Annotated in this window: 26 protein-coding genes and 1 tRNA gene; 8 read left to right on the top strand and 19 right to left on the bottom strand. The window is 68.3% G+C overall.

Going from position 1 to position 24,066, the window contains the following annotated elements; all coding sequences use genetic code 11:
* Nucleotides 1–59: 59 nt before the first annotated feature.
* Nucleotides 60–896, top strand: coding sequence for an EamA family transporter (locus FG154_RS15795; protein ID WP_145109991.1), 837 nt, complete (start codon nucleotides 60–62; stop codon nucleotides 894–896).
* Between the two features lie 103 nt (nucleotides 897–999).
* Here FG154_RS15795 and FG154_RS15790 read toward each other — a convergent pair whose 3' ends face one another.
* From FG154_RS15790 to FG154_RS15780, 3 genes are all read right to left on the bottom strand, one after another.
* A complete protein-coding gene (locus FG154_RS15790) occupies nucleotides 1,000–1,716 on the bottom strand; it encodes a CDP-alcohol phosphatidyltransferase family protein (protein WP_145109988.1) in 717 nt (238 codons plus the stop codon).
* A 151-nt stretch (nucleotides 1,717–1,867) separates the two neighbouring features.
* Nucleotides 1,868–3,373 (bottom strand): choline-sulfatase, encoded by a 1,506-nt coding sequence (betC, locus tag FG154_RS15785; protein WP_145109985.1) that lies wholly within the window; start codon nucleotides 3,371–3,373, stop codon nucleotides 1,868–1,870.
* Nucleotides 3,374–3,603: 230 nt separating this feature from the next.
* Nucleotides 3,604–3,810, bottom strand: coding sequence for a cold-shock protein (locus tag FG154_RS15780; protein ID WP_002720759.1), 207 nt, complete (start codon nucleotides 3,808–3,810; stop codon nucleotides 3,604–3,606).
* Between the two features lie 251 nt (nucleotides 3,811–4,061).
* On the opposite strand from FG154_RS15780, the gene FG154_RS15775 reads away from it, so the two are divergent.
* Nucleotides 4,062–4,352 carry a hypothetical protein gene (locus tag FG154_RS15775; protein WP_145109982.1) on the top strand — a complete coding sequence of 97 codons (291 nt, stop codon included), beginning with the start codon at nucleotides 4,062–4,064 and terminating at the stop codon, nucleotides 4,350–4,352.
* 44 nt (nucleotides 4,353–4,396) lie between these two features.
* On the opposite strand, the gene FG154_RS15770 is transcribed toward FG154_RS15775, so the two are convergent.
* Complete coding sequence (locus tag FG154_RS15770) at nucleotides 4,397–4,555, bottom strand: DUF3309 family protein (protein WP_145109979.1); 159 nt, start codon at nucleotides 4,553–4,555, stop codon at nucleotides 4,397–4,399.
* A 143-nt stretch (nucleotides 4,556–4,698) separates the two neighbouring features.
* On the opposite strand from FG154_RS15770, the gene FG154_RS15765 reads away from it, so the two are divergent.
* On the top strand, nucleotides 4,699–4,902 hold the full coding sequence (locus FG154_RS15765) for a YgaP family membrane protein (RefSeq protein WP_145109976.1): 204 nt from the start codon (nucleotides 4,699–4,701) through the stop codon (nucleotides 4,900–4,902).
* A gap of 49 nt (nucleotides 4,903–4,951) precedes the next feature.
* On the opposite strand, the gene FG154_RS15760 is transcribed toward FG154_RS15765, so the two are convergent.
* The gene (locus FG154_RS15760) at nucleotides 4,952–5,311 is read right to left on the bottom strand and encodes a hypothetical protein (protein ID WP_145109973.1); all 360 of its coding nucleotides are present in this window, start codon (nucleotides 5,309–5,311) and stop codon (nucleotides 4,952–4,954) included.
* Nucleotides 5,308–6,963, bottom strand: a complete 1,656-nt coding sequence (gene ettA / locus FG154_RS15755) for an energy-dependent translational throttle protein EttA (protein WP_145109970.1) — start codon at nucleotides 6,961–6,963, stop codon at nucleotides 5,308–5,310. The genes FG154_RS15760 and ettA overlap by 4 nt, the downstream gene beginning before the upstream one ends.
* 66 nt (nucleotides 6,964–7,029) lie before the next feature.
* On the opposite strand from ettA, the gene FG154_RS15750 reads away from it, so the two are divergent.
* On the top strand, nucleotides 7,030–7,653 hold the full coding sequence (locus FG154_RS15750; RefSeq protein WP_186312394.1) for a nicotinate-nucleotide adenylyltransferase: 624 nt from the start codon (nucleotides 7,030–7,032) through the stop codon (nucleotides 7,651–7,653).
* On the opposite strand, the gene FG154_RS15745 is transcribed toward FG154_RS15750, so the two are convergent.
* Nucleotides 7,650–8,072, bottom strand: a complete 423-nt coding sequence (locus FG154_RS15745; protein ID WP_145109967.1) for an OsmC family protein — start codon at nucleotides 8,070–8,072, stop codon at nucleotides 7,650–7,652. The genes FG154_RS15750 and FG154_RS15745 overlap by 4 nt on opposite strands.
* Nucleotides 8,073–8,241: 169 nt before the next feature.
* Entirely contained in the window at nucleotides 8,242–9,822 is a 1,581-nt protein-coding gene (locus tag FG154_RS15740) for a lysine--tRNA ligase (protein ID WP_145109964.1), read from the bottom strand.
* 271 nt (nucleotides 9,823–10,093) lie between these two features.
* Between FG154_RS15740 and FG154_RS15735 the strand changes: the two genes are divergently transcribed.
* Nucleotides 10,094–10,525: a tellurite resistance TerB family protein gene (locus tag FG154_RS15735; protein ID WP_412842010.1), complete on the top strand. Its 432-nt coding sequence runs from the start codon at nucleotides 10,094–10,096 to the stop codon at nucleotides 10,523–10,525.
* A gap of 163 nt (nucleotides 10,526–10,688) precedes the next feature.
* On the opposite strand, the gene dacB is transcribed toward FG154_RS15735, so the two are convergent.
* The 4 genes from dacB to FG154_RS15715 all read right to left on the bottom strand — a co-directional run bounded on the left by dacB (nucleotide 10,689) and on the right by FG154_RS15715 (nucleotide 15,243).
* A complete protein-coding gene (gene dacB / locus FG154_RS15730) occupies nucleotides 10,689–12,146 on the bottom strand; it encodes a D-alanyl-D-alanine carboxypeptidase/D-alanyl-D-alanine endopeptidase (protein ID WP_145109961.1) in 1,458 nt (485 codons plus the stop codon).
* Between the two features lie 102 nt (nucleotides 12,147–12,248).
* The gene (gene coaBC, locus FG154_RS15725) at nucleotides 12,249–13,439 is read right to left on the bottom strand and encodes a bifunctional phosphopantothenoylcysteine decarboxylase/phosphopantothenate--cysteine ligase CoaBC (RefSeq protein ID WP_145109958.1); all 1,191 of its coding nucleotides are present in this window, start codon (nucleotides 13,437–13,439) and stop codon (nucleotides 12,249–12,251) included.
* A gap of 101 nt (nucleotides 13,440–13,540) precedes the next feature.
* Complete coding sequence (locus FG154_RS15720) at nucleotides 13,541–14,368, bottom strand: ChaN family lipoprotein (protein ID WP_145109955.1); 828 nt, start codon at nucleotides 14,366–14,368, stop codon at nucleotides 13,541–13,543.
* Complete coding sequence (locus FG154_RS15715) at nucleotides 14,365–15,243, bottom strand: RNA polymerase factor sigma-32 (protein WP_145109952.1); 879 nt, start codon at nucleotides 15,241–15,243, stop codon at nucleotides 14,365–14,367. Before FG154_RS15715 ends, FG154_RS15720 begins: the two co-directional genes overlap by 4 nt.
* A gap of 54 nt (nucleotides 15,244–15,297) precedes the next feature.
* On the opposite strand from FG154_RS15715, the gene cobU reads away from it, so the two are divergent.
* From cobU to FG154_RS15700, 3 genes are all read left to right on the top strand, one after another.
* A complete protein-coding gene (gene cobU / locus FG154_RS15710) occupies nucleotides 15,298–15,852 on the top strand; it encodes a bifunctional adenosylcobinamide kinase/adenosylcobinamide-phosphate guanylyltransferase (protein WP_145109949.1) in 555 nt (184 codons plus the stop codon).
* On the top strand, nucleotides 15,849–16,427 hold the full coding sequence (locus FG154_RS15705) for a histidine phosphatase family protein (RefSeq protein WP_145109946.1): 579 nt from the start codon (nucleotides 15,849–15,851) through the stop codon (nucleotides 16,425–16,427). Before cobU ends, FG154_RS15705 begins: the two co-directional genes overlap by 4 nt.
* Before the next feature lie 66 nt (nucleotides 16,428–16,493).
* Nucleotides 16,494–16,570 (top strand) — tRNA-Arg (locus FG154_RS15700).
* Nucleotides 16,571–16,650: 80 nt separating this feature from the next.
* On the opposite strand, the gene FG154_RS15695 is transcribed toward FG154_RS15700, so the two are convergent.
* The 7 genes from FG154_RS15695 to FG154_RS15665 all read right to left on the bottom strand — a co-directional run.
* Entirely contained in the window at nucleotides 16,651–17,010 is a 360-nt protein-coding gene (locus FG154_RS15695; protein WP_145109943.1) for a hypothetical protein, read from the bottom strand.
* 11 nt (nucleotides 17,011–17,021) lie between these two features.
* The gene (locus tag FG154_RS15690) at nucleotides 17,022–18,665 is read right to left on the bottom strand and encodes a terminase large subunit (RefSeq protein ID WP_222120564.1); all 1,644 of its coding nucleotides are present in this window, start codon (nucleotides 18,663–18,665) and stop codon (nucleotides 17,022–17,024) included.
* Between the two features lie 93 nt (nucleotides 18,666–18,758).
* The gene (locus FG154_RS15685) at nucleotides 18,759–19,166 is read right to left on the bottom strand and encodes a phage terminase small subunit P27 family (RefSeq protein WP_181318527.1); all 408 of its coding nucleotides are present in this window, start codon (nucleotides 19,164–19,166) and stop codon (nucleotides 18,759–18,761) included.
* Entirely contained in the window at nucleotides 19,163–19,627 is a 465-nt protein-coding gene (locus FG154_RS15680) for an HNH endonuclease (protein ID WP_425456853.1), read from the bottom strand. The genes FG154_RS15685 and FG154_RS15680 overlap by 4 nt, the downstream gene beginning before the upstream one ends.
* Nucleotides 19,612–20,160: a head-tail connector protein gene (locus tag FG154_RS15675; protein ID WP_145109940.1), complete on the bottom strand. Its 549-nt coding sequence runs from the start codon at nucleotides 20,158–20,160 to the stop codon at nucleotides 19,612–19,614. The genes FG154_RS15680 and FG154_RS15675 overlap by 16 nt, the downstream gene beginning before the upstream one ends.
* Nucleotides 20,161–20,212: 52 nt before the next feature.
* Nucleotides 20,213–21,847 (bottom strand): phage major capsid protein, encoded by a 1,635-nt coding sequence (locus tag FG154_RS15670; protein WP_145109937.1) that lies wholly within the window; start codon nucleotides 21,845–21,847, stop codon nucleotides 20,213–20,215.
* Nucleotides 21,848–22,174: 327 nt separating this feature from the next.
* On the bottom strand, nucleotides 22,175–24,066 hold a 1,892-nt coding region (locus FG154_RS15665), incomplete at its 5' end, for a YfjI family protein (protein ID WP_145109934.1).

Genomic DNA, 24,066 nt, shown 5'->3' with positions numbered 1-24,066 from the left:
TCAGGATCGCGCACTGGCCGTCGGGCGGACGGCAGAAGATTGTTCTGCGGACGGTGCGGATGAGCCTTCCTGTCCTTCTGGCGGTCCTGTGCGCGGCCTTCCTCCATGCCGGCTGGAACGCGATCATCAAGGTCGGCACCTCGAAGATCTCGGCCATGGTCATCCTGTCCGTGGCCGAGGTGCCGATCGGGCTGGCGGTGGCCCTCACGCGGCCCTGGCCTGCGGCCGAGGTCTGGCCGTGGGTCCTCGCGGCGGGCTGCTGCCATTTTGCCTACAAGGCCTTCCTGACCTTTGCCTACGAGCATGGCGACCTGAGCCGCGTCTATCCAATCGCGCGCGGAGCCGCGCCGATGGTCGTGGCGCTGGTGGGGGCGGCGACGCTCCCCGACGTGGTGAGCGCGGGGCAATATGCAGGGATCGCGGTCCTCGGGGCGGGGATACTCCTCATGGCGCGCGGCGTCTTCACCTCGGGCGAGGAGCGGCGGCTCCTGCCGCTCGCGCTCGGCTCGGCGGCGGCGACGGCCTGCTACACGATGATCGACGGGCTGGGCGCGCGGGTCTCGGGGGATGCGGTGGCCTATGTGGCCTGGGTCTTCGTGGCGGACGGGATCCTGTTCGGCGCGGGCATGGTGGCCTGGAAGGGACGGGCGCTTCTGCGGGTTGACCGCAATGCCTGGGCCGCCGGGACGCTGGCCTGCGCCGCGTCCTACGGGGCCTATGCGATCTCGATCTGGGCCATGACTGTGGCCCCCATCGCCGTGGTGGCGGCGCTGCGCGAGACCTCGATCCTCTTTGCGGTCCTGATCGGCTGGCTGGTCTTCGGCGAGCGGATGACACGGGACAAGGCGGTGGCCGCGGGCCTCATCGTGGCGGGCGTGATGCTCACACGGCTCTGAGGCAACGTGCCGCGGAAACCGCCGATCGCGGCTCGACCCGGATCAGGGACCGCACGCATCCGCTGCAGCCCCCCTTAGCCCAGCCGCGCGAGCCCGACCCGGCCTAGGCCTTCGCGCGGGACGGGATGATCTGCTGCACCACGCCCGCCAGCACAAGATAGACCGAGGTCACGACAAGGCCCCAGTGCGCCCAGCTTTCCTCGTTGAACTCGACCCAGGCGGCCCATGCGGCGAAGAAGACCCAGGCCGTTGCGACCGGAAGCGAGACCATGCGCCAGCGCGCCGTCCGCACCGGATGGATGAACTTGAGGTTCGTGAACATGGCGAGCGTCAGCGCCAGCACGATCCCCAGGATGGTCCATTCCCCCGGCGAGATGGCAAAGAGAACGAGCACCACCATGTTCCAGCAGGCCGGGAAGCCGGCAAAGGAATAGTCCCGGGTTTTCATGCGGGTATCGACGAAATAGATCGCCGAGCCATAGACGATCACGATGATGACCAGCCAGCCCGTCCATCCCGTCAGCAACCCCGACTTGAAGAGCGCATAGGCGGGTATGAAGACATAGGTGAGATAGTCGATGATGAGATCCAGCACCACGCCGTCGTAGGTTGGCCAGTTGGTCTTGACGTCATAGCGGCGGGCGAGCGGACCATCGATCCCGTCCACGAACAACGCCACGACAAGCCACAGGAACATCAGGCTCCATTCTTCCTCGACCGCAGCCAGCATGGCGAGCATCGAGAGCACGGCCCCCGTGGCGGTCAGCAGGTGAACGGACAGGGCTTTGAGGCGTGCATTCATCTGTCCCTCATGCCGCATCCGAAGCCATGAGGCAAGGCGCGAGGCCCCGGTGCGACACGTCCGCCGCCAGACCTACGGCACTTGCGGCACGGCGCGGGCGGGGGGGGCCGCCTGAGGGGGCTTCGAACCCCTTCAGGCGGCGCTGCCGCGGCCACGGGCTGGCCGAGGCTCACTCGCCGCGGGGGAAGCGCTTGCTCTCCTCGAGGATGTTCAGATCCATGTGGTTGCGCATGTAACGCTCGGAGGCCTTCTGCAGCGGCTGATAATCCCACGGGTAATAGCCGCCCTGCCGGAGCGCCTCATAGACCACCCACCGGCGGGCCTGACTCTCGCGCACCGCCGCATCGAAGGCGGCCAGATCCCAGCGCGCCTCGGAGAGCGCCCGGAGCCGGGCCAGCGTCTCGCCGTGGGCGGGATCGGCGGCAAGGTTCGTCCGCTCGGCGGGGTCGGCCTCAAGGTCGAACAGCTGATCGGGATCGGCAAGGCACCGGACATGCTTCCACCGCCCGTCCCGGATCGCGACAAGGGGCGTCACCGACCCTTCGGCGGCATATTCCATCAGCACCGGCTCGGGACGCGCGGCGCCCTGCGCCAGCGGCATGAGGTTGATCCCGTCGGTCCAGGGCGCGATCTCGCCCATGTCGATCCCCGCCAGCGCGCAGAGAGTCGGCGTGACGTCGATGGTCGAGACCGGCGCCGCGATCCGCCCCGCCGGCAGGTCGGGTGCGGCGATCATCAGCGGCACCCGCGCCGAGCCCTCGCGGAAGCTCATCTTGAACCACAGGCCGCGCTCGCCCAGCATCTCGCCGTGGTCCGAGACGAAGACCACGATCGCCTCCTGCCGCGAGGCCTCCAGCACCGCGAGGATCTCGCCGATCTTATCGTCGATGTAGGAGATGTTGGCGAAATAGCCCTGCCGCGCCCGGCGCACATGGTCGCGCGTGATCTCGAACGCGCCGAAGTCGCAGGCGTCCATCAGGCGCTGCGAGTGGCGGTCCTGCTGGGCATAGGGGATCGGCTCGGGCGGCTCGAGCATCGGATGATCCTCGTAGAGATCCCAGTATTTCCGGCGCGCCACGAACGGATCATGCGGATGGGTGAAGCTGACCGTCAGGCACCAGGGCCGCGCGTCGGCGCCGCGCGACAGGTCATAGAGCTTCTGGATCGCCTGATGCGCCACGTCATCGTCATATTCCAGCTGGTTGGTGATCTCGGCCACACCGGCGCCGGTCACGGAGCCCAGGTTGTGATACCACCAGTCGATCCGTTCGCCCGGCTTGCGGTAGTCCGGCGTCCAGCCGAAATCGGCCGGGTAGATGTCGGTCGTCAGCCGCTCCTCGAACCCGTGGAGCTGGTCGGGTCCCACAAAATGCATCTTGCCCGAAAGGGTCGTCTGGTAGCCCGCGCGCCGGAGATGGTGCGCGAAGGTCGGGATGTCCGAGGCGAACTCGGCGGCATTGTCATAGACGCGGGTCCGCGAGGGCAGCTGGCCGGACATGAACGAGGCGCGAGCCGGCGCGCAGAGCGGGCTGGCCGTATAGCTGTTCGCGAACCGCGTCGATCGCTCGGCCAGACGCTTGAGGTTCGGCGCGTGCAGCCAGTCGGCCGGCCCGTCGGGAAAGAGCGTCCCGTTGAGCTGATCGACCATCAGGATGAGGATGTTGGGTTTTGTCATGAAGGGCCTTCCCGGACTGTCTCGGGAACCTCTGCCCCGCCTCGGCAGGACCGTCTGTTCCGCAGGCGACCTGTTGGCGCCGGCTTCACCGCCCGAGGACTGCCCGGCCCGCGGTAGCGCGTGCCCGCGTCCTGGGCCAGCCGGGCCGAGAGCCTGCCGCCTTATCGACCCGGGCCTTCCATGCAAAAGGGCGGGCCTGCGCCCGCCCTTTTGCTGCCGAGGACGGATCCTCAGGCGATCGAGATGTTCGTCGCCGATTCGCGGCCGTCGCGGCCCGACTCGATGTCGAAGGTCACGGCCTGGCCGTCGTTGAGGGCGCGGATGCCGGCGCGCTCGAGGGCGGTGATGTGGACGAACACGTCCTTCTTGCCGCCTTCAGGGGCGATGAAGCCGTAGCCCTTGGTGGCGTTGAACCATTTCACGGTGCCTTTGGCCATCGTGATGTCTCCTGTTCATGTGCCGCCCGCGGAAGTGCGGCGGCTCGGCTCAGTCAGGGCAAGATCGAAGGACTGTTGCCGGCGAGGGAGACAGTGGTCGATAAAGATAACGTCGCGGCCGGAATTATGACCAAATATCCGCCGCGTTCAACAGAAATTGCGAGGTCGGGCAGAAGGTCGCCGGTGCGTCGCATTGGCAGCGGCGAAGGCAGGCGCTAGGCTCGCCGCAAAGGACAGTCTGGAGGCTGAGAATGACCTGGGGAACATTGATGAGCCGCGCCCACGGGATGTGCGAGTTCTGCGGCGGCATGGACGACTGCCTGCCGGTCGATGTCGAAGGAGCGGGTGAAATGCTCGTCTGCGCCGTCTGCGACAGCGATCCGCCGGTCGAGCATTGGCGCTGTCTGGAGGAGGCCTCGCGGACGGACGTCCCCGAGGTTCAGGTTGCGGTCTGGCGCAAGCTGGGCGAGATCGACACGCCCTGGGCCGCCGAGATCAGGTCGAGGATGACGCTTCTGCCCGAAGCGCAGGCGCTGGTCTGAGGGGCTCAGGCCCGGACCGGATCCGGGCCACTCCCCTGCCCCGCTCAGATGCGTCCGGTGAGGACGAGGATCAGCACGATCAGGACGACGACCCCGATGGCGCCCGACGGGCCATAGCCCCAGCTGCGGGAATAGCCCCAGCTGGGCAATGCGCCGATCAGGATCAGGATCAGGATGATCAGCAGAATGGTCGAGACCGTCATGGCGTCCTCTCTGGCCGGGGGTGTTTTCCGGCCAACGCCTTGGCGCAGCGGCGGTTCCGGGGCGCCGAAAATCATTCACATTATTGAATGTGGTGACGGGCCCTGTTAGGCTGGCGGCATTAACCCTGTCAAGGAATGGCCCGATGACCCTCGATCGCATGGTGATGCTCTTTGCCGGCTGCATGGTGCTTGTGAGCGTCCTGCTCACCCTGCTCGTCTCGCCCCTCTTCGTCTGGTTCACGGTCTTCATCGGACTGAACCTGATCCAGTCCTCGTTCACCGGCTTTTGCCCCGCGGCCATCGCCTTCCGCAGGATGGGCGTCCGAACGGGCTGCGCCTTCGACTAGGGCTCGCTGACGCCGGTCCCGGCGGATGGGCTTCGGCCTGGGGGGTGCCTCAGGGCAGGCGGCGCGGCTCGAGCATCTTCAGCCGGTCGCCCATCTGCGTGTTGACGTCCCCCATCGAATCAAGCGCCTCCTGCGTCCGGCGCGCCCGCTCGTTGAAGGGGGAGGTGCGCCGGTCGAGGTCATTCACCGCGCCCTCGGGGATCTGGGTCTTGTCCTGCGGCGGCACGACCCGGACACGCTGGCGTTGCAGCGCCTCGACCTGTTCGCGGTGCTTGCAGATCAGATAGTCGAGCGTCAGCTCGTCGTCGGTGCGCAGCGGCGTGCCCTTCGACTTGACGCAGGCTGCCTGCGCCGCCCCCGGAAGGGCGAGCGCCAGAGCCGCGGCAAGGAAGAGCCGCCGTGCCGTCATCGGGTGAACTTCTTGTATTTCACCCGGTGCGGCTCGACCGAGTCGGGGCCGAGACGGCGGATCTTGTCTTCCTCATAGGCCTCGAAGTTGCCCTCGAACCATTCCACATGCGCATCCCCCTCGAAGGCGAGGATATGCGTGCAGAGCCGGTCGAGGAAGAAACGATCGTGCGAGATGATGATCGCCGAGCCCGCGAAATCGTCGATCGCCGCCTCAAGCGCCTGCAGCGTTTCCACGTCGAGGTCGTTGGTCGGTTCGTCCAGCAGCAGCACGTTCCCGCCCGAGCGCAGCAGCTTGGCCATGTGCACGCGGTTGCGTTCGCCGCCCGAGAGCAGCCCCACCTTCTTCTGCTGGTCGGTGCCCTTGAAGTTGAAGGCCCCGCAATAGGCGCGGCTGTTCATCTCGGCATCGCCCAGATGGATCACCTCGAGCCCGTCCGAGATCTCTTCCCACACGGTCTTGTTCGGGTCGAGCGCGTCGCGGCTCTGGTCCACATAGGACAGCTGGACCGTCTCGCCGACGGTGATGGTGCCGGAATCCGGCGGCTCCTGCCCGGTCAGCATCTTGAAGAGCGTGGACTTGCCCGCGCCGTTCGGCCCGATCACACCCACGACGCCGCCCGGCGGGATCGAGAAGCTGAGGTTCTCGATCAGGAGCTTGTCGCCCATGTGCTTCGTGAGGTTCTCGACCTCGATCACCTTGCCGCCCAGACGCTCGCCGTTGGGGATGATGATCTGCGCGGTGTTGATCCGCTCGCGCACCGACTGGCCGGCGAGTTCGTTGTATTTCTGGATCCGGGCCTTTTGCTTGGCCTGACGGGCCTTGGCGCCCGAGCGGATCCATTCCAGTTCGCGCTGCAGCACCTTCTGCTTGGCCTTGTCCTCGCGCGCTTCCTGCACCATCCGCTTGGCCTTCTGCTCCAGCCACGAGGAATAGTTGCCCTCGTAGGGCACGCCCCGGCCGCGGTCGAGTTCGAGGATCCAGCCGGTGATGTCATCAAGGAAGTAGCGGTCGTGGGTCACGATCAGGATCGTGCCCTTGTAGTCGATCAGGTGCTGCTGCAGCCAGGCGATCGACTCTGCGTCGAGGTGGTTGGTCGGTTCGTCCAGAAGCAGCATGTCGGGCGCTTCCAGCAGAAGCCTGCAGAGCGCCACCCGGCGCCGCTCGCCGCCCGAGAGGGCCTCCACGTCGGCGTCATCCGGCGGGCAGCGCAGCGCCTCCATCGCGATGTCCACCTGGCTGTCGAGATCCCACAGGTTCTGCGAGTCGATCAGGTCCTGCAGCTGGGCCATCTCGTCCGCGGTCTCGTCCGAGTAGTTCATGGCAAGTTCGTTGTAGCGGTCGAGGATCGCCCGCTTGGCCGCCACGCCCTCCATCACGTTGCCGCGCACGTTCAGCGCCGGGTCAAGCTGCGGCTCCTGCGCCAGATAGCCGACCTTGGCGCCCTTGGCGGCCCAGGCGTCGCCTTTGAAATCGGTGTCGATGCCGGCCATGATGCGCAAGAGCGTCGACTTGCCCGAGCCGTTCACCCCGACGACGCCGATCTTGACGCCGGGCAGGAAGTTCAGGTGGACGTTCTCGAAGCACTTCTTGCCGCCCGGATAGGTCTTCGAGACGCCTTCCATGTGGTAGACGTATTGGTACGAGGCCATGCCAACTCTCCAGATCGCGGTTTGGCGGCCCTTTTACCGATTGCGCTGGACAAGCACAACGCGGGGATGGTTTCAGGTCGCGGACTTGTGGAGGAGGTGCCGGTGCAGGGCTGGCCGGTGGCACGGAAAGGCATGGTCGTGGGACTGCTGGGAGGATCGTTCGATCCGCCGCACGCGGGCCATGTCCACATCAGCCTCGAGGCGCTGAAGCGGTTCCGGCTGGATCGGGTCTGGTGGCTGGTCTCGCCCGGCAATCCGCTCAAGCCCCGCCCCCCCGCTCCGCTGCCCGCGCGCATGGCCGAGGCGCGGCGCCTGATGCGCCATCCGCGGGTGGTGGTGACGGACATCGAGGCGCGCCTCGGCACCCGCTTCACTGCCGAGACGCTGGCCGCCCTGCGGGCGCGCTATCCGGGCGTGCGCTTCGTCTGGCTGATGGGGGCCGACAACCTTGCCCAGTTCCACCGCTGGGACCGCTGGCAAGGCATCATGCGGACGGTGCCGGTGGGGGTTCTGGCCCGTCCCGGGGCGGGGCTGCGCTCTCGCACCAGCCCCGCGGCGCGCATCCATGCGCGCGCGCGGGTGGAGGCGGCGGATCTCGCCGCCGCGCGGCCGCCCGCCTGGTGCTTTCTGAACCTGCCGATGGTGGATCTCTCCTCGACCGCGATCCGCGCCACCGGCCGCTGGCGCTAGGCCAGCCGCGCCATCAGCGTGATCTCGGCGGTGAACAGCTTCGACACGGGACAGTTGGCTTTTGCCGTCTCCGCCGCCTCGCGGAAGGCCGCCTCGTCCGCACCGGGAATCGTTGCGCTCAGATCGAGATGGACCGCCGTGATGGCAAAGCCGTCGCCCTGCTTCTCCAGCGAGACGGTGGCGGTGGTCTCGATCCGGTCGGCCACCATGCCCTTCTCGCCCAGCACGTTCGACAGCGCCATCGAGAAGCAGCCGGCATGGGCCGCGCCGATCAGCTCCTCCGGGTTGGTGCCGGGGCCGTCCTCGAACCGGGTGTTGAAGCCATAGCGCGCTCCCGACAGCACGCCCGACTGGGTGCTGACCGTGCCCTGGCCGCTCTTCAGGTCGCCCGTCCAGACCGCTGAAGCCTTGCGTTTCATGGTGCCCTCCGTTCTCCCGGGGCAGGCTCGCCCCACGGGCCAACGGCAGCCCTGCACAACGGTTCCACGAGGCGGCCCGCCGTCCGGCCCCGAACCGGAGGTCACCACCGTCCGCGGCAGCGCCGCCCGAGGGGGCTCGATGCCCCCGAGGGCGGCTCCCCCGCGCGGCTCAGGCGGCCAGCGCGCCCGAGAGACCCCGGTCGATCAGGACAATGGTCTCCTCCACGCCGTAAAGCGCGATGAACCCGCCGAACCGCGGCCCTTCCGAGGCACCGAGCAACACCTCGTAGAGCGCCTTGAACCAGTCGCGCAGCGGCTCGAACCCATGCTCGCGGCCCACGGCAAAGACCAGCGACTGCAGCGCCTCGGCGTCGAGCCCGCCCTCCCACGCCGCCAGCCGGTCTCGCAGGTCGGCGATCGCCGCACGCTCCTGGTCTGTCGGCAGGCGGTAGACCCGCTTCGGCGCCACGAAATCGTGGAAATAGCGCACGGCGAACCCCGCCGCCGCGTCGAGGTCGGGATGCGTCTCGGGGCTCGCCTCGGGCGCATAACGCTTGATGAAGCCCCAGAGCCCCTCCTTGTCCCGTGCCTGCGCGACCGAGGCGAGGTTCAGCAGCATCGCAAAGCTCACCACCATCTTCGATTCCGGCGGATGGCCCTGGTGGATGTGCCAGACCGGGTTGTCGATCTGCTTGGCCACATCCTGCGTCGGATAGGCGCGCAGCTGCTGGTGATACTCGTCCACCGCCTTCGGGATCACGTCGAAATGCATCCGCTTGGCGGTCTTGGGCTTGAGGAACATGAAATAGGAAAGGCTCTCGGTCGAGGCGTAGCTCAGCCACTCGTCGATCGTCAGCCCGTTGCCCTTCGACTTCGAGATCTTCTCGCCCTTGTCATCGAGGAACAGCTCATAGGTGAAATGCTCGGGCTTCTTCCCGCCGAGCACCTCGCAGATCCCGTCATAGATCGGCGTGTTGGTCGAGTGGTCCTTGCCATACATCTCGAAGTCCACATCGAGCGCCGCCCAGCGGGCGCCGAAGTCGGGCTTCCACTGCAGCTTCACGTTGCCGCCCGTCACCGGCAGCGTCGTCTCGGTGCCGTCTTCGTCGTCGAAGGTGATGGTCCCGTCCTTGGCGTTCACCTCCTTCAGCGGCACATAGAGCACGCGGCCGGTGGTGGGCGAGATCGGCAGGAAGATCGAATAGGTCTGCTGCCGCTCCTCGCGCAGGGACGCCATCATGATGTTCATCAGCGCGTCATAGCGTTCGCAGGCGCGCAGCAGCACCGCGTCGAACTGACCCGAGCGGTAGAAGTCGGTGGCCGAGATGAACTCGTACTCGAACCCGAACGTGTCGAGGAAGCGGCGCAGCATCGCGTTGTTGTGGTGGCCGAAGCTCTCGTATTCCCCGAACGGGTCGGGAACCGAGGTCAGCGGCCGCTGAAGGTTCTCGCGCAGCATGTCGCCGTTCGGCACGTTGTCGGGAACCTTTCGCATCCCGTCCATGTCGTCCGAAAAGCAGATGAGCCGCGTGGGAATGTCCGAGATCGCCTCGAACGCGCGGCGGATCATCGTGGTGCGCGCCACCTCGCCGAAAGTGCCGATGTGCGGCAGGCCCGAGGGGCCGTAGCCGGTCTCGAACAGGACATAGCCCTTCTCGGGTGCCTTGCCCTTGAAGCGTGCGAGAATCCGGCGGGCCTCTTCGAAGGGCCAGGCTTTCGACGTCATCGCGGCATCGCGGAGCGCGGACATGGGCGGCATTCCTCGGCAGGCGGGCGACCCCGTGCCGCCCGAACCCCCGTCCTCTATTGCCGGGGGGCCAGCGCGTCAATAACGGGGACGGGAGAGCGCGCGCGCGCCTCCCCCTGCCGCACAGCGGCCGTGACGGGGGCGCCGAGGGACAGGCCACCTCGGCCGGGGCACGAAAGCTGCGCCGCCCCGCTGACGCCTCCGTGATCGGGCAGACCCCGACTTGCCGGACGCGGAGGCGATCCATATTGTGCGCCGCGACATGGACTTCAGGATGCGCACCTTGGCCGATACACTCCCCTCGCTCAGCCCTCAGGATGCCCTCGTGGCCATCATGATCGCCGTATCCTTCTCGGACGAGACGGTGCGGACGGTCGAGCTGATCGCCATCGAGCGCATCGTCACCCATCTGCCCATCTTCGCCAACTACGACGGGGACAGGATCCGCCCCATCGCACAGACGATCATCGACCTCTTCGAGGAGGACGAGGGCCTCGACGCCCTGTTCGGCCTGATCCGGGCGGCGCTGGACGAGCGGCTTCACGAGACCGCCTATGCGCTCGCCTGCGACGTGGCGGCGGCGGACGGGACGCTCGGCCAGCCGGAACTCCGCATGCTCGAGGAGATCCGCAACGAGCTCGACATCGACCGGCTGCATGCCGCGGCCATCGAACGCGGAGCCCGGGCGCGGCACATGCTGGTCTGAGAGCGGGAACCGTCGCGCCTTCAGTGCGCGTCGCACGGGGGCTGTCTGCCCCCGGCCGCCCCGGCGGGGCGGCTCCCCCGAGGATATTTGGGCAGAGTGAAAGACGAAAGAGGGTGCCGGCGGCTCGGGCCCTGGCGTGTCTTCTTGAGCCGCGCGCGGGGCGTCAGGCGGGCAGTGCGGCCCAACGTTCGATAAGGGACCGTTGCAAGCCACGGGCGCGGCCGAGCCACTCGGACCCGCCGGGCGGGCGCTCGCGCGCGTCCATCGGCAGAGCCGAGCGGCGGGTGCGGTCGGCACAGTAGATCGCAAAGACGAGGTCGCGGCCTGTCTCGGGGCGGGCGATGCCCGCGAGCCCCGAGACGAAGTTCAGCGTCCCGGTCTTGGCCGCGACCGCGATGGGAGGCCTGCGCGTCCTCGCGCCTGCCGGATCGCCCAGGTCTGTCCGCTTGAGGATCTCGCGCAGGCCAAGCCCCTCACGTTCGGCTGCGAGCAGCGCCGTCACCATGTCGCGTGCCGAGACGAGCGAGCCGCCACCGAGGCCCGAATGGTCCTGGAACGCGGTGGAGAGGCCGAAGCGGCCATTGACCCAGGCGTTCATCGCGGCCGCCGACTGGCCGAGGGAGGGCGCGCCCGAGGCGGCCAGTCCCACCGCCTCGGCGGTGATGTTGGTCGAGAACTTCAGCATGTCGCGCAGGATCTCGCGCAGGGGCTGGCTCTGCCATTCGACGAGGCTCGTGCCCTCGGGGCGGACCCGCACGATCTGCGCGTCGGGCAGGGTGATGCCCTGCGCCCGGGCCAGCGTCTGGAACACCTCGGCGGTGTAGGTCTCGGGGTGACGCACCGGAAGCCAGCGGCTTCCCGCCTTGCCGAGCGCGCTGCTGGCGACGGTCCAGCTGTCCGAGCCCTGATCGCCGGCGTAGGTGTAGATCGGCAGGTCGCGGGTGACGACCTCCATCCGGGCCATCGCCACCTGCGGCACGAACCGCTCGGCCCGGGCATCCATGGTGACGGACCAGCCGGTCTTCGCCCGCCGCCATTCGAAATGCACCCGGTTGAAGTTCAGGTTCAGGCCGGAAAGGGCGGGATTGTAGCCGACATGGGCGGGCTGCTCGGGATCGATCAGCGGCACGGCGGGCAAGGCGCTCGCGTCGGCGATGTAGCGCCCCGTCACCCCGCGCACACCGGCCGCGCGCAGCTTCGCCGCCATGTCTCCGAGCGCATCGGTGGAGAGTGTGGGATCGCCCGCGCCCGACAGCACGAGATCGCCCTGCACGATCCCGTCCCGGACCGGCCCGGTGGCGAGGAGGCGCGTGGTGAAGCGGAAGTCCGCTCCGAGCGTCTCGAGCGCGTAGAGCGCAGTGATGGCCTTGGCGGTGCTGGCGGGCGGCAGGCGCAGCGCGGCGTTGCGGGCCTCGAGCAACTCGCCGGTGGCGGCATCGGCCACGGCAAAGGCCACCGCACCGCCAAGCGAGGCCCGCGCGATGAGGCTGTCGGCGTCGGGCGGCGGCTCGATGAAACCGCGGCGCGGCGGGCGGGGCGATGTGAGGGGCGCATCGGGCAGCGCGGGCGTGGCGGCGCCCGCGAGAAGCGCGGCCAGCAGCCAGCGCCGGGAGACATTCATGCGATCATCCTCATGGGGCGAAGGTAGCGGCAACTCCCGCCGGCTGACAAGCCTGCCGGCGATCACGCGCGATGACCGCTGCGTGCGCCCGCGGGCGCGACCTCAGGCGAGGCGGTCGGCGATCCGTTGCGCGAGCCGCCGCGCCACCTCGTCCTTGCTCAGGCGCGGCCAGTCCTCGATGCCGTCTTCGGTCACCAGATGAATGGCGTTCTCGGTGCCGCCCATGATCCCCGTGCCGGGCGAGACATCGTTGGCCACGATCCAGTCGCAGCCCTTCCGCGCGCGCTTGGCGCGGGCGTGATCGACCACCCGGTCGGTCTCGGCCGCGAACCCCACCACGAGGCGGGGCCGTCCCGTCTCCATCCGCGAAACGGCGGCGAGGATGTCGGGATTTTCAGCGAACTCCAGCGCCGGGCCGCCCGCCTGCTTCTTCATCTTGGAGCCGGCCGCATTGGCCACCCGCCAGTCCGCCACGGCGGCGGCGAAGATGGCGGCATCCACCGGCAGGGCCGTCGTGACGGCCGCCATCATCTCCTGCGCGGTCTCAACCCGCACCAGCTCCACCCCGGCCGGAGGCGGGACCGAGGCCGGGCCGGTGACGAAGGTTACCCGCGCGCCCAGATCGCGCAGCGCCGCGGCGAGCGCTGTCCCCTGCGCGCCCGACGAGCGGTTGGCGATGTAGCGCACCGGGTCGATCGGCTCATGCGTCGGGCCCGATGTCACGAGCACCCGCCGCCCGGCAAGCGGCCCCGCACCGAGGGCGCCCTCGATCGCGGCAAGGATCTCGGCCGGTTCGGCCATCCGCCCGAATCCATATTCGCCGCAGGCCATGTCGCCCTCGTTCGGGCCCACTGTCCGCACGCCGTCGCCGCGCAGCGTGGCCAGGTTCCGGCGGGTCGCGGGATGTTCCCACATCCGCACGTTCATGGCCGGGGCCACCAGAACGCGGGTGTCGGTGGCCAGCAGCAGGGTCGAGGCGAGATCGTCCGCCCGCCCCTGGGCCATCCTGGCCATCAGATCCGCCGTCGCGGGCGCCACCACCACCAGATCGGCCACGCGGGACAGCGCGATATGGCCCATCTCGGCCTCTTGCGTGAGATCGAAGAGTTCGCGGTGCACGGCCTCGCCCGCCAGTGCCGAGACCGACAGCGGCGTCACGAATTCGGCCGCGGCGCGCGTCATGACGGGCGTCACCGCGCAGCCCCTCTCGCGCAGACGGCGGATGAGCTCCAGCACCTTGTAGGCCGCGATCCCGCCGCCGATGATAAGAAGTATCCGCTTTCCGTTCAGCATGTCCACGCCCCCGAGGCCGAGGCTCTGGTGTAGGAGGGGCGCGGCCGCGTGACAAGCCACCGGGGCGCGCGAGCCGGGCCGGACGTCGCCCCCCTGCCCCGCTACGGGGTCGTGCCGGCTTCGCGCAGACCCGCGCAGGGATCGTCCCGCTCGACGGGTGCGGTCACCACCCACATGTCAAAGGGCACCTCTCCTTCCGGCACCTGCTCGAACTGCCCCACCGAGAGCACGCGCAGATGCGGGGCCGCCTCGGACAGAAGCGACGGCACACCGACGTCGCGCCGGGCGTGGCCCGTCCCCGTGATGACGGCCACCGGCCCTCCGGTCGCCTCCATCGCCTCGAGCACGGCAAGGGCCAGCGACGCATCGCGCAGGCGCTGCGCCTCGACCATGCCCGGCAGCAGCTCGGTCGGCAGCGCGTCGCAATGGGCCACACGCTGCTCCTCGGTCCGGCGGGCCAGCTCTGCGGATTCGAGCGGACGGTCGAGCCCGAAGCGCGCCGCCTCGGCGCCGAAAGTGGCCGCAGCGCCGTCCGCCACCGCGCGACGAACATCCTCGCGCGGCATCTCGGCGCCGAAGACCTGCGCCTCGGGGGCGGCGAGGAAGATGGGATGATACATCGCAAAGTCGGGCCAACCCGACCGATCCCAATCAAGATGCAGCGCAAGCTTGCGCTCGTTCGGCAGAAGATCGGGTGTCACGAGGGCCGCCTGCTCGGCCGTCAGCATCTCGAAGACCAGCGCCGCGGGCCTCAGGCCGGCCACGGCCACGGCCTGGTTCTCGTGATGGCGGGGGTTGTCATGCACCTCGCCCAGAATCACCACATCCGCCGACGGCAGCCGCGCAAGCTGAGCCGGCTCGATCCGGTCGGCCAGCCCCGGCCGGGCCACGACGGCCAGTCCGGCCGCAAGGAGGAGGCACTGTTTCATAGAAGGAAGTGATGCACCTCCCGCGACTGGGCTTCAAGGCTCCGCCGCATCTTGGCAAAGGCCGCCGCTTCAAGCTGACGCACCCGCTCCTTGGACAGTTTCAACTCTTCGCCAAGGCTTTCGAGCGTGCGCGGCACGTCGCGTAGCTTGCGCTCGGTCACGATGAACCGCTCGCGCGCGTTGAGCTGCTGCATGGCCACGACCAGCCAGCCGCGCAACCGCTCGGCATCGAGCGAGCCCTCGACCACTTCCGAGGCCTGGGCCGAATCATCCTCCAGCGCGTCGATCCACTCGCGGCCCTCGTCATCCGCCGACTGCGTGGCGTTGAGCGAGAAGTCCGAGCCCGACAGCCGCCCCTCCATCATCTCGACATCCGAGAGCGGCACGCCCACGTCATGCGCCACCAGTTCGCGCAGCTGATGCGCGTCAAGCTGCTCGCCCCGCTGAGAAGCCTCGCGCTCGAGGCGGGCCTGCACGCGGCGCATGTTGAAGAACAGCGCCTTCTGGCTCGAGGTGGAGCCGGTGCGCACCAGCGACCAGTTCCGCATGACATAATCCTGGATCGAGGCCTTGATCCACCAGACGGCATAGGTCGAGAAGCGCACGCCCCGATCCGGGTCGAACTTGTCCGCGGCCTTCATCAGCCCCAGCGAGGCCTCCTGGATCAAGTCGTTCATCGGCGCGCCGTAGCGGCGGTATTTCGAGGCCATCGAGATCGCAAGCCGCATGTAGGCGGTGATCAGACGGTGCAGAGCCCGCTCGTCGCGCCGGTCGCGCCAGGCATAGGCGAGGCGAAGCTCGGTCTGGGCATCCAGAAGCTCCGCCCTCATCGCTTGGCGGGACATCGTTTGATCGGTATATCCGTCCAGTGCCATCAGGACCCCCTGTCGAACCCGGCCGCGTCTCGGGAAATACTACGGAAAAAACACATGCCCGGATCACACGATTTCGCGCTGCCACCGCTCACCCTGGTGCTGGGCGGGGCGCGGTCCGGGAAATCTCGGATGGCGGAGCGGCTGGTCATCGGTTCGGGCCGCCCCCGGTTCTATCTGGCAACGGCCGAAGCATGGGATGACGAGATGCGCGAGCGGATCTCGGCTCACCGCCGCGACCGTGGCGACGGGTGGCAGACCGTCGAAGAGCCTCGTGATCTCTCTCCTGTCTTGTCACGGATGCCTCCCGAGGCTTGCGTGCTGCTGGATTGCGCTACGCTCTGGCTGACCAATCATCTGCTTGCCGACAGCGACCTCGATGCCGCGATCGCCTCGCTTCTTCATGCGCTTGACGCCTGTCCTGCGCCTGTTGTCGTGGTCTCAAACGAGGTTGGCTGGTCGATAGTTCCCGAAAATTCTCTGGCAAGGCGCTTCCGCGACGAACAGGGACGCCTGAACCAGAGGCTTGCGGCCCAGGCGGATCTGGTCGTGGCGGCGATGGCGGGCCTGCCGATGGTTCTGAAGGGCTGCCCGCCCGAGGGGGTCCTGTGACCCGGCTGCACTGGGTCCGGCATGGGCCCACCCACGCCACGGTGATGCTGGGCTGGACGGACCGGCCGGCGGATCTCTCCGACCGCGAGGCCGTGGCACGGCTTGACGCGGCCCTGCCGCGCAAGGCGCTCCTGGTCTCGTCCGACCTGTCGCGCGCCTCGCGGACCGCCGATCTTCTGGGCAACGGCCGCTTCCGCCTGCCCCACGACCCGCGCCTTCGAGAGATCCATTTCGGCGCGTGGGAAGACCGCAGCTTTGCCGCGATCGAAGCCGGCACGCCCCAGCGCATCCGCGCCTTCTGGCGCGACGCAGGGCCCGCCCGCGCCCCCGGCGGTGAGACCTGGCACGAGCTTCAGCACCGCGTCACCCAGGCCGTGCGCGAGCTGTGCGCGCGTCACCCGGACGAGGAGATCGTGATCGTCTCGCACTTCGGGCCGATCCTCACCGCGCTGCAGCTCGCGCTTGGGCTGAGCATCCAGGCGGCCTTCGCCCACCGGATCGAACCGCTCTCGATCACCTCCATGACCCTCGGCCCCGGCGGATGGAGCATTGGCCCCATCAACCGGCTCGCGTGAAAGTCGCCGGTGACGCACAGCACCCTGTTGCAGGCGCCGCATCAAGCCGCTATACCCCACCTCGACGCACCCGTAGCTCAGCTGGATAGAGCGCTGCCCTCCGAAGGCAGAGGCCAGGGGTTCGAATCCCTTCGGGTGCGCCATAAAATCAAAGACTTAGCCAGAAACGCCGAACAGCCGCCGCAATGCAGTGAGCGTATAGTGAGCAGCACGCGGTTTCGGCTCACTCTTGCAGGAATCTGTTCAGACCATCGCGATCTTCGGGCCTCGGTCCCATGGGGATGCTCTTGCCGATCCACTCGGCATCGGTGCCGCCCAGTGCCCGGTAGGCCTCCCGCGCGTGCAGCATCATGGCGTGCCGAAGCGAATCGTCCTCGATCTCCACGCGGCGCCTCATGCCGTCCTCGGCCTCGATCTTCGGCGGCCACGCCACCATGCCGTTCTTCGGCGTCCGCACGAGCGCGCAGCCGTAGAGCGCCAGCCCGCGCGCGGCGCAGTCGAAGAACGCCAGGATGGTGAAGCCTGCCCGGTTCGGCTTCGGTCTCGCCACGCGGGTCAGGCCACGGATCTCCACTTCGCTCATGTCGGTCTCCTTCAGATGAACAGGAAGCCGCCCTCGCGGCCCTCGTAGGGTGACGGCGCGGACTCAGCGGCGAGGATGCGGCCCACGGCCATGGCGGCAGCGACAGCCCCGTCAATCCGGCCCCGCGCCTTCGCCTTGGTGAACTTCTCGTTCTCGGCGGCGTCCTTCTCGGCCACGACATTGCCGAAGCACATGCGCAGGAGCGGGTTGCCGCCGTGTCGGAAGTGCCCGGCGAGGATCGCCCGCTTCAGTTCCTTGACCGGCGCGGCCATGCTGACCATGCCTTGCCCGAACTGGTTGATGGTGAAGCCGCGCTCTTGCAGCGCCGTGTTGACGGCGGTCGAGTTCCAGCGGTCGATAGCCACCTCCTGGACGCCATGCCGCTCGCCCAGATCGGCGACATGCTCCACGATGGCGGAATGATCCACCACGTTGCCGGGCGTCAGCGTGAGGAAGCCGGCTTCGGCCCACCGCAGATAGTCGGCGCGGTCCTTCTCGGCCTTCAGCGCGAGATTGGCCTCGGGCAGGAAGAACATCGGCAGCACGTCGTAGCGCCGCGCCTCGCCGTCGCCTTCGGGGAACACCGCGACCACGGCCGTCAGGTCTTCGACGCTCGACAGGTCCACGCCCAGCCAGCACGCCCGGCCGGTCAAATCCGCCACGGGCGTCATGTCCTCGGCCCGGTCGTAGATGTCGAGCGCGAGCCACGGCTCGGCGGCGCCCTCCTGCCACATGTTCAGGTGGAACCGCTTGAAGTCGGCGATCTCGGCCGGGAAGTGCTCGATCCGCCGCGCCTTCGTCCGCAGCTCGTGCAGCGACAGGAAGCCGGCATCGATCGCCGGGTTCGCTGCCCGCCATGCCGCCTCGTCGCGCCAGTCCGCATCCGGCTCGGCCGCCAGGATGATCGGCGCGAAGGTCGGGTCGTCCACCTCACCGGAGGCGACCTTGTGCGAGTACGCCCACATGTCGGCGGCAAGCCCGCCCGTGCCCTCGCCGGCCGTGGTGATGATGACCGTGAGCGGGTTCGACCGCTTCACCATGGAGTCGGTGACGGTCTTGAACAGCTTCCTGCCCTCGGCCGTCGGCCATGCGTGGATCTCGTCGGCAAGGAAGAACGAGACGTTCAGGCCGTGCTTGCTGTAGGCCTCCGACGAGATGGCTTTCAGTGTGCTCTTCGTCTTCGGGTGCGACAGGAGCTTCCGGCTCTCCACCGGGCGCACGCGAGCCGACAGGGCTTCCTCCTGAAGCACGAACTGGTGCGCCGCATTGAAGGCGATCCCGGCGTTCTCCCGGTCGGCGGCAGCCATGACGACCTGCCCGCCGGCCTCGGCCTCCGGCCCCATGAAGTGCGCCAGGCTGATTGCGCTGGCCAGCGTGGTCTTCGCGTTGCCCCTCGGAATCCAGATGCAGGCGATCCGCACCACGGGACTGCCGTCCTCGTTCACCGGCCCGTAGATCCGGCGAATGATTGCCTCCTGGAACGGGTGCAGCTTGAACGGCTCGCCCGCGAAGTCGCCCTCCCAGAGCGACAGGTTGCGGACAAAGCGGCAGATCCGCTCGGCGCGGCCGGTCGGGTCAGGATAGAGACTCGGGTCGGGAATGAAGATCGGGCTGCCCATCAGGTGCGCCTCGCCGCCGATGCAGCCCGTTTCCAAGGGGAATGCGGGGAACAGGGGGAACACGCCTGATATTGCTTGCCTTTCTCTGTTCCCCCACGCTGGGGATCACGGGGAACAGCGGGGAACAGGTCAGGCGAGCAAGTCGCCGCTCCATTTGTCATCGCTCGGCTTTCCTTCTGCGCTGCCCGATCCGCGCCGATGCGGCGTCAGGCCCAGTTCGGCCGCGAGTAGCCTTGCCTCACGCATGGCACCCATCAGCATCTTGAAGGCCGGATGCGTCACCGGCCCCTTCTCGGTCGCGATGACATGGCCTTCCGCCGCCATCATCTCGTTGTAGATCCGCGACAGGCCCACGGCCCGGCAGTAGCCCTCAAGGGTCGCAAGCGTGTCGTCGGTCAGGTGGCCGCGCCCGTCGAGGATCGGCGCCACACGCTTCCACTCGGCCGCGCCGTGCTTGTCCAAGCCTCCGGGCGGCGGCGGGCAGAGACCGGCGGCAACGCCCTCGATCACGTTCAGCTTCGGCTTGCGGCCCTTCATCCCCAGAACTCCCATTTCGAAGTCGTCATTTCCGGCGATGTTGCGCGCGAGACTACCCCGCCGGTTTCCTTCCCCCTCGGGCAAATTCGATCATCCCCCCGGCCCTTGACCGGGTTGCCAAAGCCGCCATCCTCGCGGACGGTCTTCCGGTCGTGACAGGGCTTGCACATCGGCTGCCAGTTCGACCGCTGCCAGAACAGCTTCTGGTCGCCCTTGTGAGGAACGACGTGATCCACGACCGTGGCTGTCGCACCGCAGGCGCAGCGCGGATGCAGCTTCAGGAACTCGGCCCGCGCCTTTGCCCACTTGCCGGTGTAGCCACGCTCGTTAGCGGACGGCCGGCGCGCCTCGGCGGCAGCCTTGGCGGCGGCGGCGCAGATCGGGCAGCGGGCGCCAGTGAACGGCGGATGCCCGGCAGCACAATGGCGAGGCGCGGCCCACGGCATCAGCCGAAGCTCCACACTCGATGGTTCCGGGTCAGATCCTCTTCGCGGGCGGGCGCGAGGTCTTCCTCGTCGCCGTCGTAGGACTGGCTCAGGCGTTCGAGGATCGCCATTCGGATCGGCTCCGGCACGGTCGTGTAGCCGCAGGAGAAGCGGATGGTGACGGCCTCGGGATGCGCGGCAGTCGCCGGCCAGCCGGTCGCCGGATGGATCACGGCGCCCTCGTCGCTGCCGATCCCGGCGACGATGTAGGCGGCCGGGTCGAGCGTTACGGTCGAGCCATCGGCGGCGACATAGGCGACGGATGTCACCTCGCGGCACGGCGGCAGCGGCAGGCGGATTGGCCCGGTGAAGCGGTCGAGGGTGATCTCCCACACTTGCGGCATGATCGCCCGCCCAAGATAGCCGTTCGGCCCGTCGAGGCGTTCGGTCGCCGCGCGGATGTAGGTTTCGAGGATCGCGTCGTCCTCGTCGTGGTCGATGCGCAGGCGGGCCTTGGCCTCGCCCAGCGGCACCGGAAGTTCGGTCGGTGGCGTGATCTGCTTCAGCATGGCTTCCCCCGGAAGAGCGGCAGGCCGGGAAGCCCCGGCCCGCCTTGTTCGCTTAGACGCTGGTGGCGACCTTCAGCAGGCGGATCGCCTCGGCCTTCACCACGTCGCCCCCGACACGGCGGCGGCCATGGAAGCGCGTCTGCCCGTTGGTCGCGCGGCTGTAGGGGTCACGCATGACCGACAGGCTCAGCCGGTCCACCACGCGGTAGCCCTGCTTCAGATCGCCGAACATGATCGGCAGCGCGTTCGCGGCCACGTCGGGCATGTCCGGCAGTTCGATGACCGGGCGGCCCAGGATGGTCGGCGGGTTGCCCTCGGCCAGGCTCTCGGCCCAGAGGAAGGCGCCGTCGGTGGTCTTCAGCTTGCGCACGGCGCCGATGGTCGAGCGGTTCATGCCCCAGACCGCGTTCGCCGCGTAGAAGCCCGGCAGCGCGTGGAACAGGTTGATGATCGCATCAGCCGAGATGGCAGCCGCCGCGCCGCTGGCCACGAGCGGAACCGACGTGTCGGTCAGGATGCCGCCGGGTTGCCCGGTGCCGGTGCCCGAGACGAAGGCCGCGCCTTCCAACCGTCCGAACTCTTCGGCGAAGTCCGCCGCAAGCTCGCCCTGAAGGTTGTACTGGTTGTCTTCGAGCAGCGCGTTGCTGACGTCCACATAGCAGGCGGCCTCGTGCGGGGTCAGCACGATCTCGCCATAGGTCGGATCGGTCGAAGAGCGGTTGCCGGTCTCCGAGACCCACGCGGCAGTGAGCGTGCCGGTGCGCTTTGGCATCCGGGCCTCGGCCGCGCCGATGCTGATGACACGGGCATATTGCCGGATCGGCGCGAACTGGACGAGGTTCTTCACCACTTCCTTGACGAACTCGCTCGGCGCCAGGTAGCCGCCGCCGTTGGTCGCCATGTCGAGCGACTTCAGTTCCGCGCCGGCCGCGTCACCGTGCTTGATGTAGGCGCCGAAGGCCTTGGTCTGGATCTCGCCCGGCTCTTCCTGCTTCGTGATGATGCCCGGCCGCGCCAGCTTCTGTTCGATCCGGCCGGCAGCCTTCGCGACGTTGCCCACGCTCTCTTCGACGGCGGCGAGGCGGGTGTCGAGGCTTGCCACCGTCTCTTCGACGGCGGTCACGCGGTCTTCGTTCGCCGCTTCAGGCGCGGCAGCCTTCTGTTCATCAGCCATGATCCGGCTCCTGTTGCTTGCCGCACGCGCGGCGGATGGTGCCGCGACGGCGGCAGTCTTCACGCTGGTGATCCGCGCGGACGAGGCCGCCGGGATGGACACGAGCGAGATTTCGATGAGGTCGATTTCGGTCAGCAGGCGCGCCCCGCCCGGCAGGCGCTCGGCCCGCTTCGTCCGGTAGCCGATGCTCAGCCCGTTCAGCGCGCCGGCCTTCAGCAGCGCATAGGCCTCGGCGCCCCGCACCGTTTCCAGCACGAGGCGGCCGGTGACATGGAGGCCCTTCTCGTCCTCCCGCATGTCGAGCCAGCGCCCGACAGGCTGCGTCGGGTCGTGCTGCCAGAGCAGGAGCGGCATCGTCCCGGCTTCCCGGTGTGCCTTCAGGCTCGCGGCGTAGGCGCCCCGCGCGATCACGTCGCCCGCGCTGTCCGGCTCGCCGCCGAAGGGCGAGGCATAGCCCGAGATGAGACCGGCCTCGGCCGCCTGGAACTTCACTTCGAGGTCAAGCCGCTCCATGCGCGCCCCCTGCGTCTTCGGTGTTGAGGGGAAGCCGGAACTGGTCGCCGCCCGCGTAGGGCGCGCGGTTCTCGGCTAGGTCCGCCCACTTCGATGGATGAACGAGGCGACCGCACCATGTCCGCCAGTGCCCGCCGACGGACACGCCATAGGGCGCAGCCTCTTCGTTAAGGTCTCTCCCGCCCCAATTAACCGAATTAACCGAATTAACCGGCGCAGGAGCAGAGACGGCCGGGGCGGGCGCGGGCGCCTCGGCCATCGTCGAGGTTGTTTCGGTTCTCTCGGAAGACCGGGCGTCGAAGTCCCGTGCGATGGAGAACCACTTGCTCATGTCGCCGCCCGGATTGCAGGGTTGACGATGAAGCGCCGGGCCGGGCGCCCGCCACGCGGCCCGCCTGGAACCGGAACCTGCCGGATCAGATCGCCGACGACGAGCGCATCAAGAGCCGGATCAAGATCCGCCTTCGTCGCCAGGCCGGCCCGGTCCAGACGCAGCACGTCCGACGAGTTGAAGTCCTCCCATCCTTGCTCGATGATGAGTGCGGCCAGCTTTCTGCCGGCCCGGTCTTCCTTGGCGATGGCGCCGTCGGCGTAGGACCGGACGGCCATCGGCAGAACATAGGCTTCGATAAAGCCAGCGGCCCGGCCGAAGTGGTTCGGCGTGATCTCGAAGACATCCGGCCCCCCGGCTGCCCAGTCGAGGAACGCGAGGATGAGCGACAGCCTCACGGCCATGCCCGGCAGCTTGCCGATGAACGACAGGAGCAGGCCTTCATTCTGCCCTTCCAGATCGCGGCACAACTTCCTGAACTCGTTCAGATAGTCCCGCGCTTCGTCATTGAAGTTGATGAACCACGGGCGCAGTTCGCCGTGCTCGTCGGTCACCATCGGCAGTTCGACGAGCCGCCGGAGCGCGTTTTCGATGAAGCCTTCATCCGCCAGGCGGTTCGGCCTCTTGATCGGCGCCGGCTCCGGCCAGACCGGGATGAAGCGGGCGAGAAGCCCGTCGTCGTCGGTCTTCATCAGCAGCGACTTCAGCTTGTCCGGCTGGATGCCGCCGACAACTCCGACCGTCAGGCGGCTGATCCAAACCGGATCGCGGCCCATACGCTCGACGCTGTAGCCCTTGCCGCCGTAGGCTTCGAGCCAGAACGGCCGGTCGGTGCCGCCCGAGTAGCGGCTCATGTTCCCCAGCCAGCCCGACAGTTCATCGCGGAACATCATCGTGCCGCGCGGTTGCCCGGCGAGGATCACGGACAGCTTCTCGACCGTCGTATCGGCGAGCGCGTAGCGAGGCATCACAGGTTCAGGCCCCGGATCGGCTTCGCGCGGCTTCGGCGGAATGTCGTCGCCCGCCTTGATCGCGGCCTTGACGGCTTCCTTCCACGTCGATTCCGCCAGCTTCGCCACCTCGGCACGGGCGCGCCACTCGCTTACACGCGTCTGCGCTTCCTGCCGGGCGTTGCGCTCCACGATCCGCAGCGGCGCGAGAATTGCGTCGAGACCGGGTGACTTGCCTGCCGACGGGTTGCCGATTGCCATGGTCCAGATCAGCGGCGGCTCGGTCCATCCATCCCACGGGCAGGCCCACCGGCTGTTCCCAATCATCGCGCCCGCCACGCTCAGCAGGCCGGCGACAACGTAGTCGGCGGGCGCGCCCTTGGCCTCGGCCGCGCTGCCGATCCACGAGGCCCACGCGGGCGCGAAGACTTCGTTCAGCGGCAGAACCGGAGCTTCAGGCAACTGCGGTTGAAGGTAGCGAGGATCAGGTTCGCCCCAGCCGTGCTCGTCAGCCGTCTGATCCGAAGATGCCGGGAACTCATAGGCCCGGATCGCCCGGCGCACCTGGTCGGCGCTGATGCCCTCTTCGGCCGCGTCGGCGAGGTCATATCCCTCTGGCGCGTCTTGCCTCAGCGCCTCGCCCGGCAGATGCAGTATTTCAGCCGCGCCAGCCTCTCGCACCAGTCGGGCAACCTCGTCGCCGAACTCGCGGCCGGGCTTGTCGGCGTCGGTAGCGATGATGACGCGGCGGCCCTTCACGTGCGCCCAGTCAGCCTTCGACGGCGCCTTCGCCCCGCCCGGCGGCGTCGTGCCGATCACTTCGGGCAGCAGCCCGGCAGCGGCCTCGGCGACCTTCTCGCCCTCGCCGATCAGCAACGCCGCTTCACCGTGTTCACCTATGCGCCCGGCCGGGGCGGCACCCACGCCGAGGAGATCCT

Source organism: Cereibacter sediminicola (assembly GCF_007668225.1).
Classification (GTDB): domain Bacteria; phylum Pseudomonadota; class Alphaproteobacteria; order Rhodobacterales; family Rhodobacteraceae; genus Cereibacter_A; species Cereibacter_A azotoformans.
This window is presented reverse-complemented; position numbering and strand designations above follow the sequence as displayed.

Bases quoted from the DNA above. Each gene is read 5' to 3' on its own strand.
- FG154_RS15745 (WP_145109967.1), bottom strand. From the start codon at position 8,072: ATGAAACGCAAGGCTTCAGCGGTCTGGACGGGCGACCTGAAGAGCGGC.
- FG154_RS15780 (WP_002720759.1), bottom strand. From the start codon at position 3,810: ATGGCCAAAGGCACCGTGAAATGGTTCAACGCCACCAAGGGCTACGGC.
- FG154_RS15720 (WP_145109955.1), bottom strand. From the start codon at position 14,368: ATGAAACAGTGCCTCCTCCTTGCGGCCGGACTGGCCGTCGTGGCCCGG.
- FG154_RS15765 (WP_145109976.1), top strand. From the start codon at position 4,699: ATGACCCTCGATCGCATGGTGATGCTCTTTGCCGGCTGCATGGTGCTT.
- coaBC (WP_145109958.1), bottom strand. From the start codon at position 13,439: ATGCTGAACGGAAAGCGGATACTTCTTATCATCGGCGGCGGGATCGCG.
- ettA (WP_145109970.1), bottom strand. From the start codon at position 6,963: ATGGCCTCGTACCAATACGTCTACCACATGGAAGGCGTCTCGAAGACC.
- FG154_RS15750 (WP_186312394.1), top strand. From the start codon at position 7,030: ATGGTTTCAGGTCGCGGACTTGTGGAGGAGGTGCCGGTGCAGGGCTGG.
- FG154_RS15735 (WP_412842010.1), top strand. From the start codon at position 10,094: ATGCGCACCTTGGCCGATACACTCCCCTCGCTCAGCCCTCAGGATGCC.
- FG154_RS15685 (WP_181318527.1), bottom strand. From the start codon at position 19,166: ATGAAGGGCCGCAAGCCGAAGCTGAACGTGATCGAGGGCGTTGCCGCC.
- dacB (WP_145109961.1), bottom strand. From the start codon at position 12,146: ATGAATGTCTCCCGGCGCTGGCTGCTGGCCGCGCTTCTCGCGGGCGCC.
- betC (WP_145109985.1), bottom strand. From the start codon at position 3,373: ATGACAAAACCCAACATCCTCATCCTGATGGTCGATCAGCTCAACGGG.
- FG154_RS15795 (WP_145109991.1), top strand. From the start codon at position 60: ATGAGCCTTCCTGTCCTTCTGGCGGTCCTGTGCGCGGCCTTCCTCCAT.
- FG154_RS15790 (WP_145109988.1), bottom strand. From the start codon at position 1,716: ATGCGGCATGAGGGACAGATGAATGCACGCCTCAAAGCCCTGTCCGTT.
- FG154_RS15675 (WP_145109940.1), bottom strand. From the start codon at position 20,160: ATGCTGAAGCAGATCACGCCACCGACCGAACTTCCGGTGCCGCTGGGC.
- FG154_RS15715 (WP_145109952.1), bottom strand. From the start codon at position 15,243: ATGGCACTGGACGGATATACCGATCAAACGATGTCCCGCCAAGCGATG.
- FG154_RS15775 (WP_145109982.1), top strand. From the start codon at position 4,062: ATGACCTGGGGAACATTGATGAGCCGCGCCCACGGGATGTGCGAGTTC.
- FG154_RS15670 (WP_145109937.1), bottom strand. From the start codon at position 21,847: ATGGAGCGGCTTGACCTCGAAGTGAAGTTCCAGGCGGCCGAGGCCGGT.
- cobU (WP_145109949.1), top strand. From the start codon at position 15,298: ATGCCCGGATCACACGATTTCGCGCTGCCACCGCTCACCCTGGTGCTG.
- FG154_RS15695 (WP_145109943.1), bottom strand. From the start codon at position 17,010: ATGAGCGAAGTGGAGATCCGTGGCCTGACCCGCGTGGCGAGACCGAAG.
- FG154_RS15770 (WP_145109979.1), bottom strand. From the start codon at position 4,555: ATGACGGTCTCGACCATTCTGCTGATCATCCTGATCCTGATCCTGATC.
- FG154_RS15740 (WP_145109964.1), bottom strand. From the start codon at position 9,822: ATGTCCGCGCTCCGCGATGCCGCGATGACGTCGAAAGCCTGGCCCTTC.
- FG154_RS15760 (WP_145109973.1), bottom strand. From the start codon at position 5,311: ATGACGGCACGGCGGCTCTTCCTTGCCGCGGCTCTGGCGCTCGCCCTT.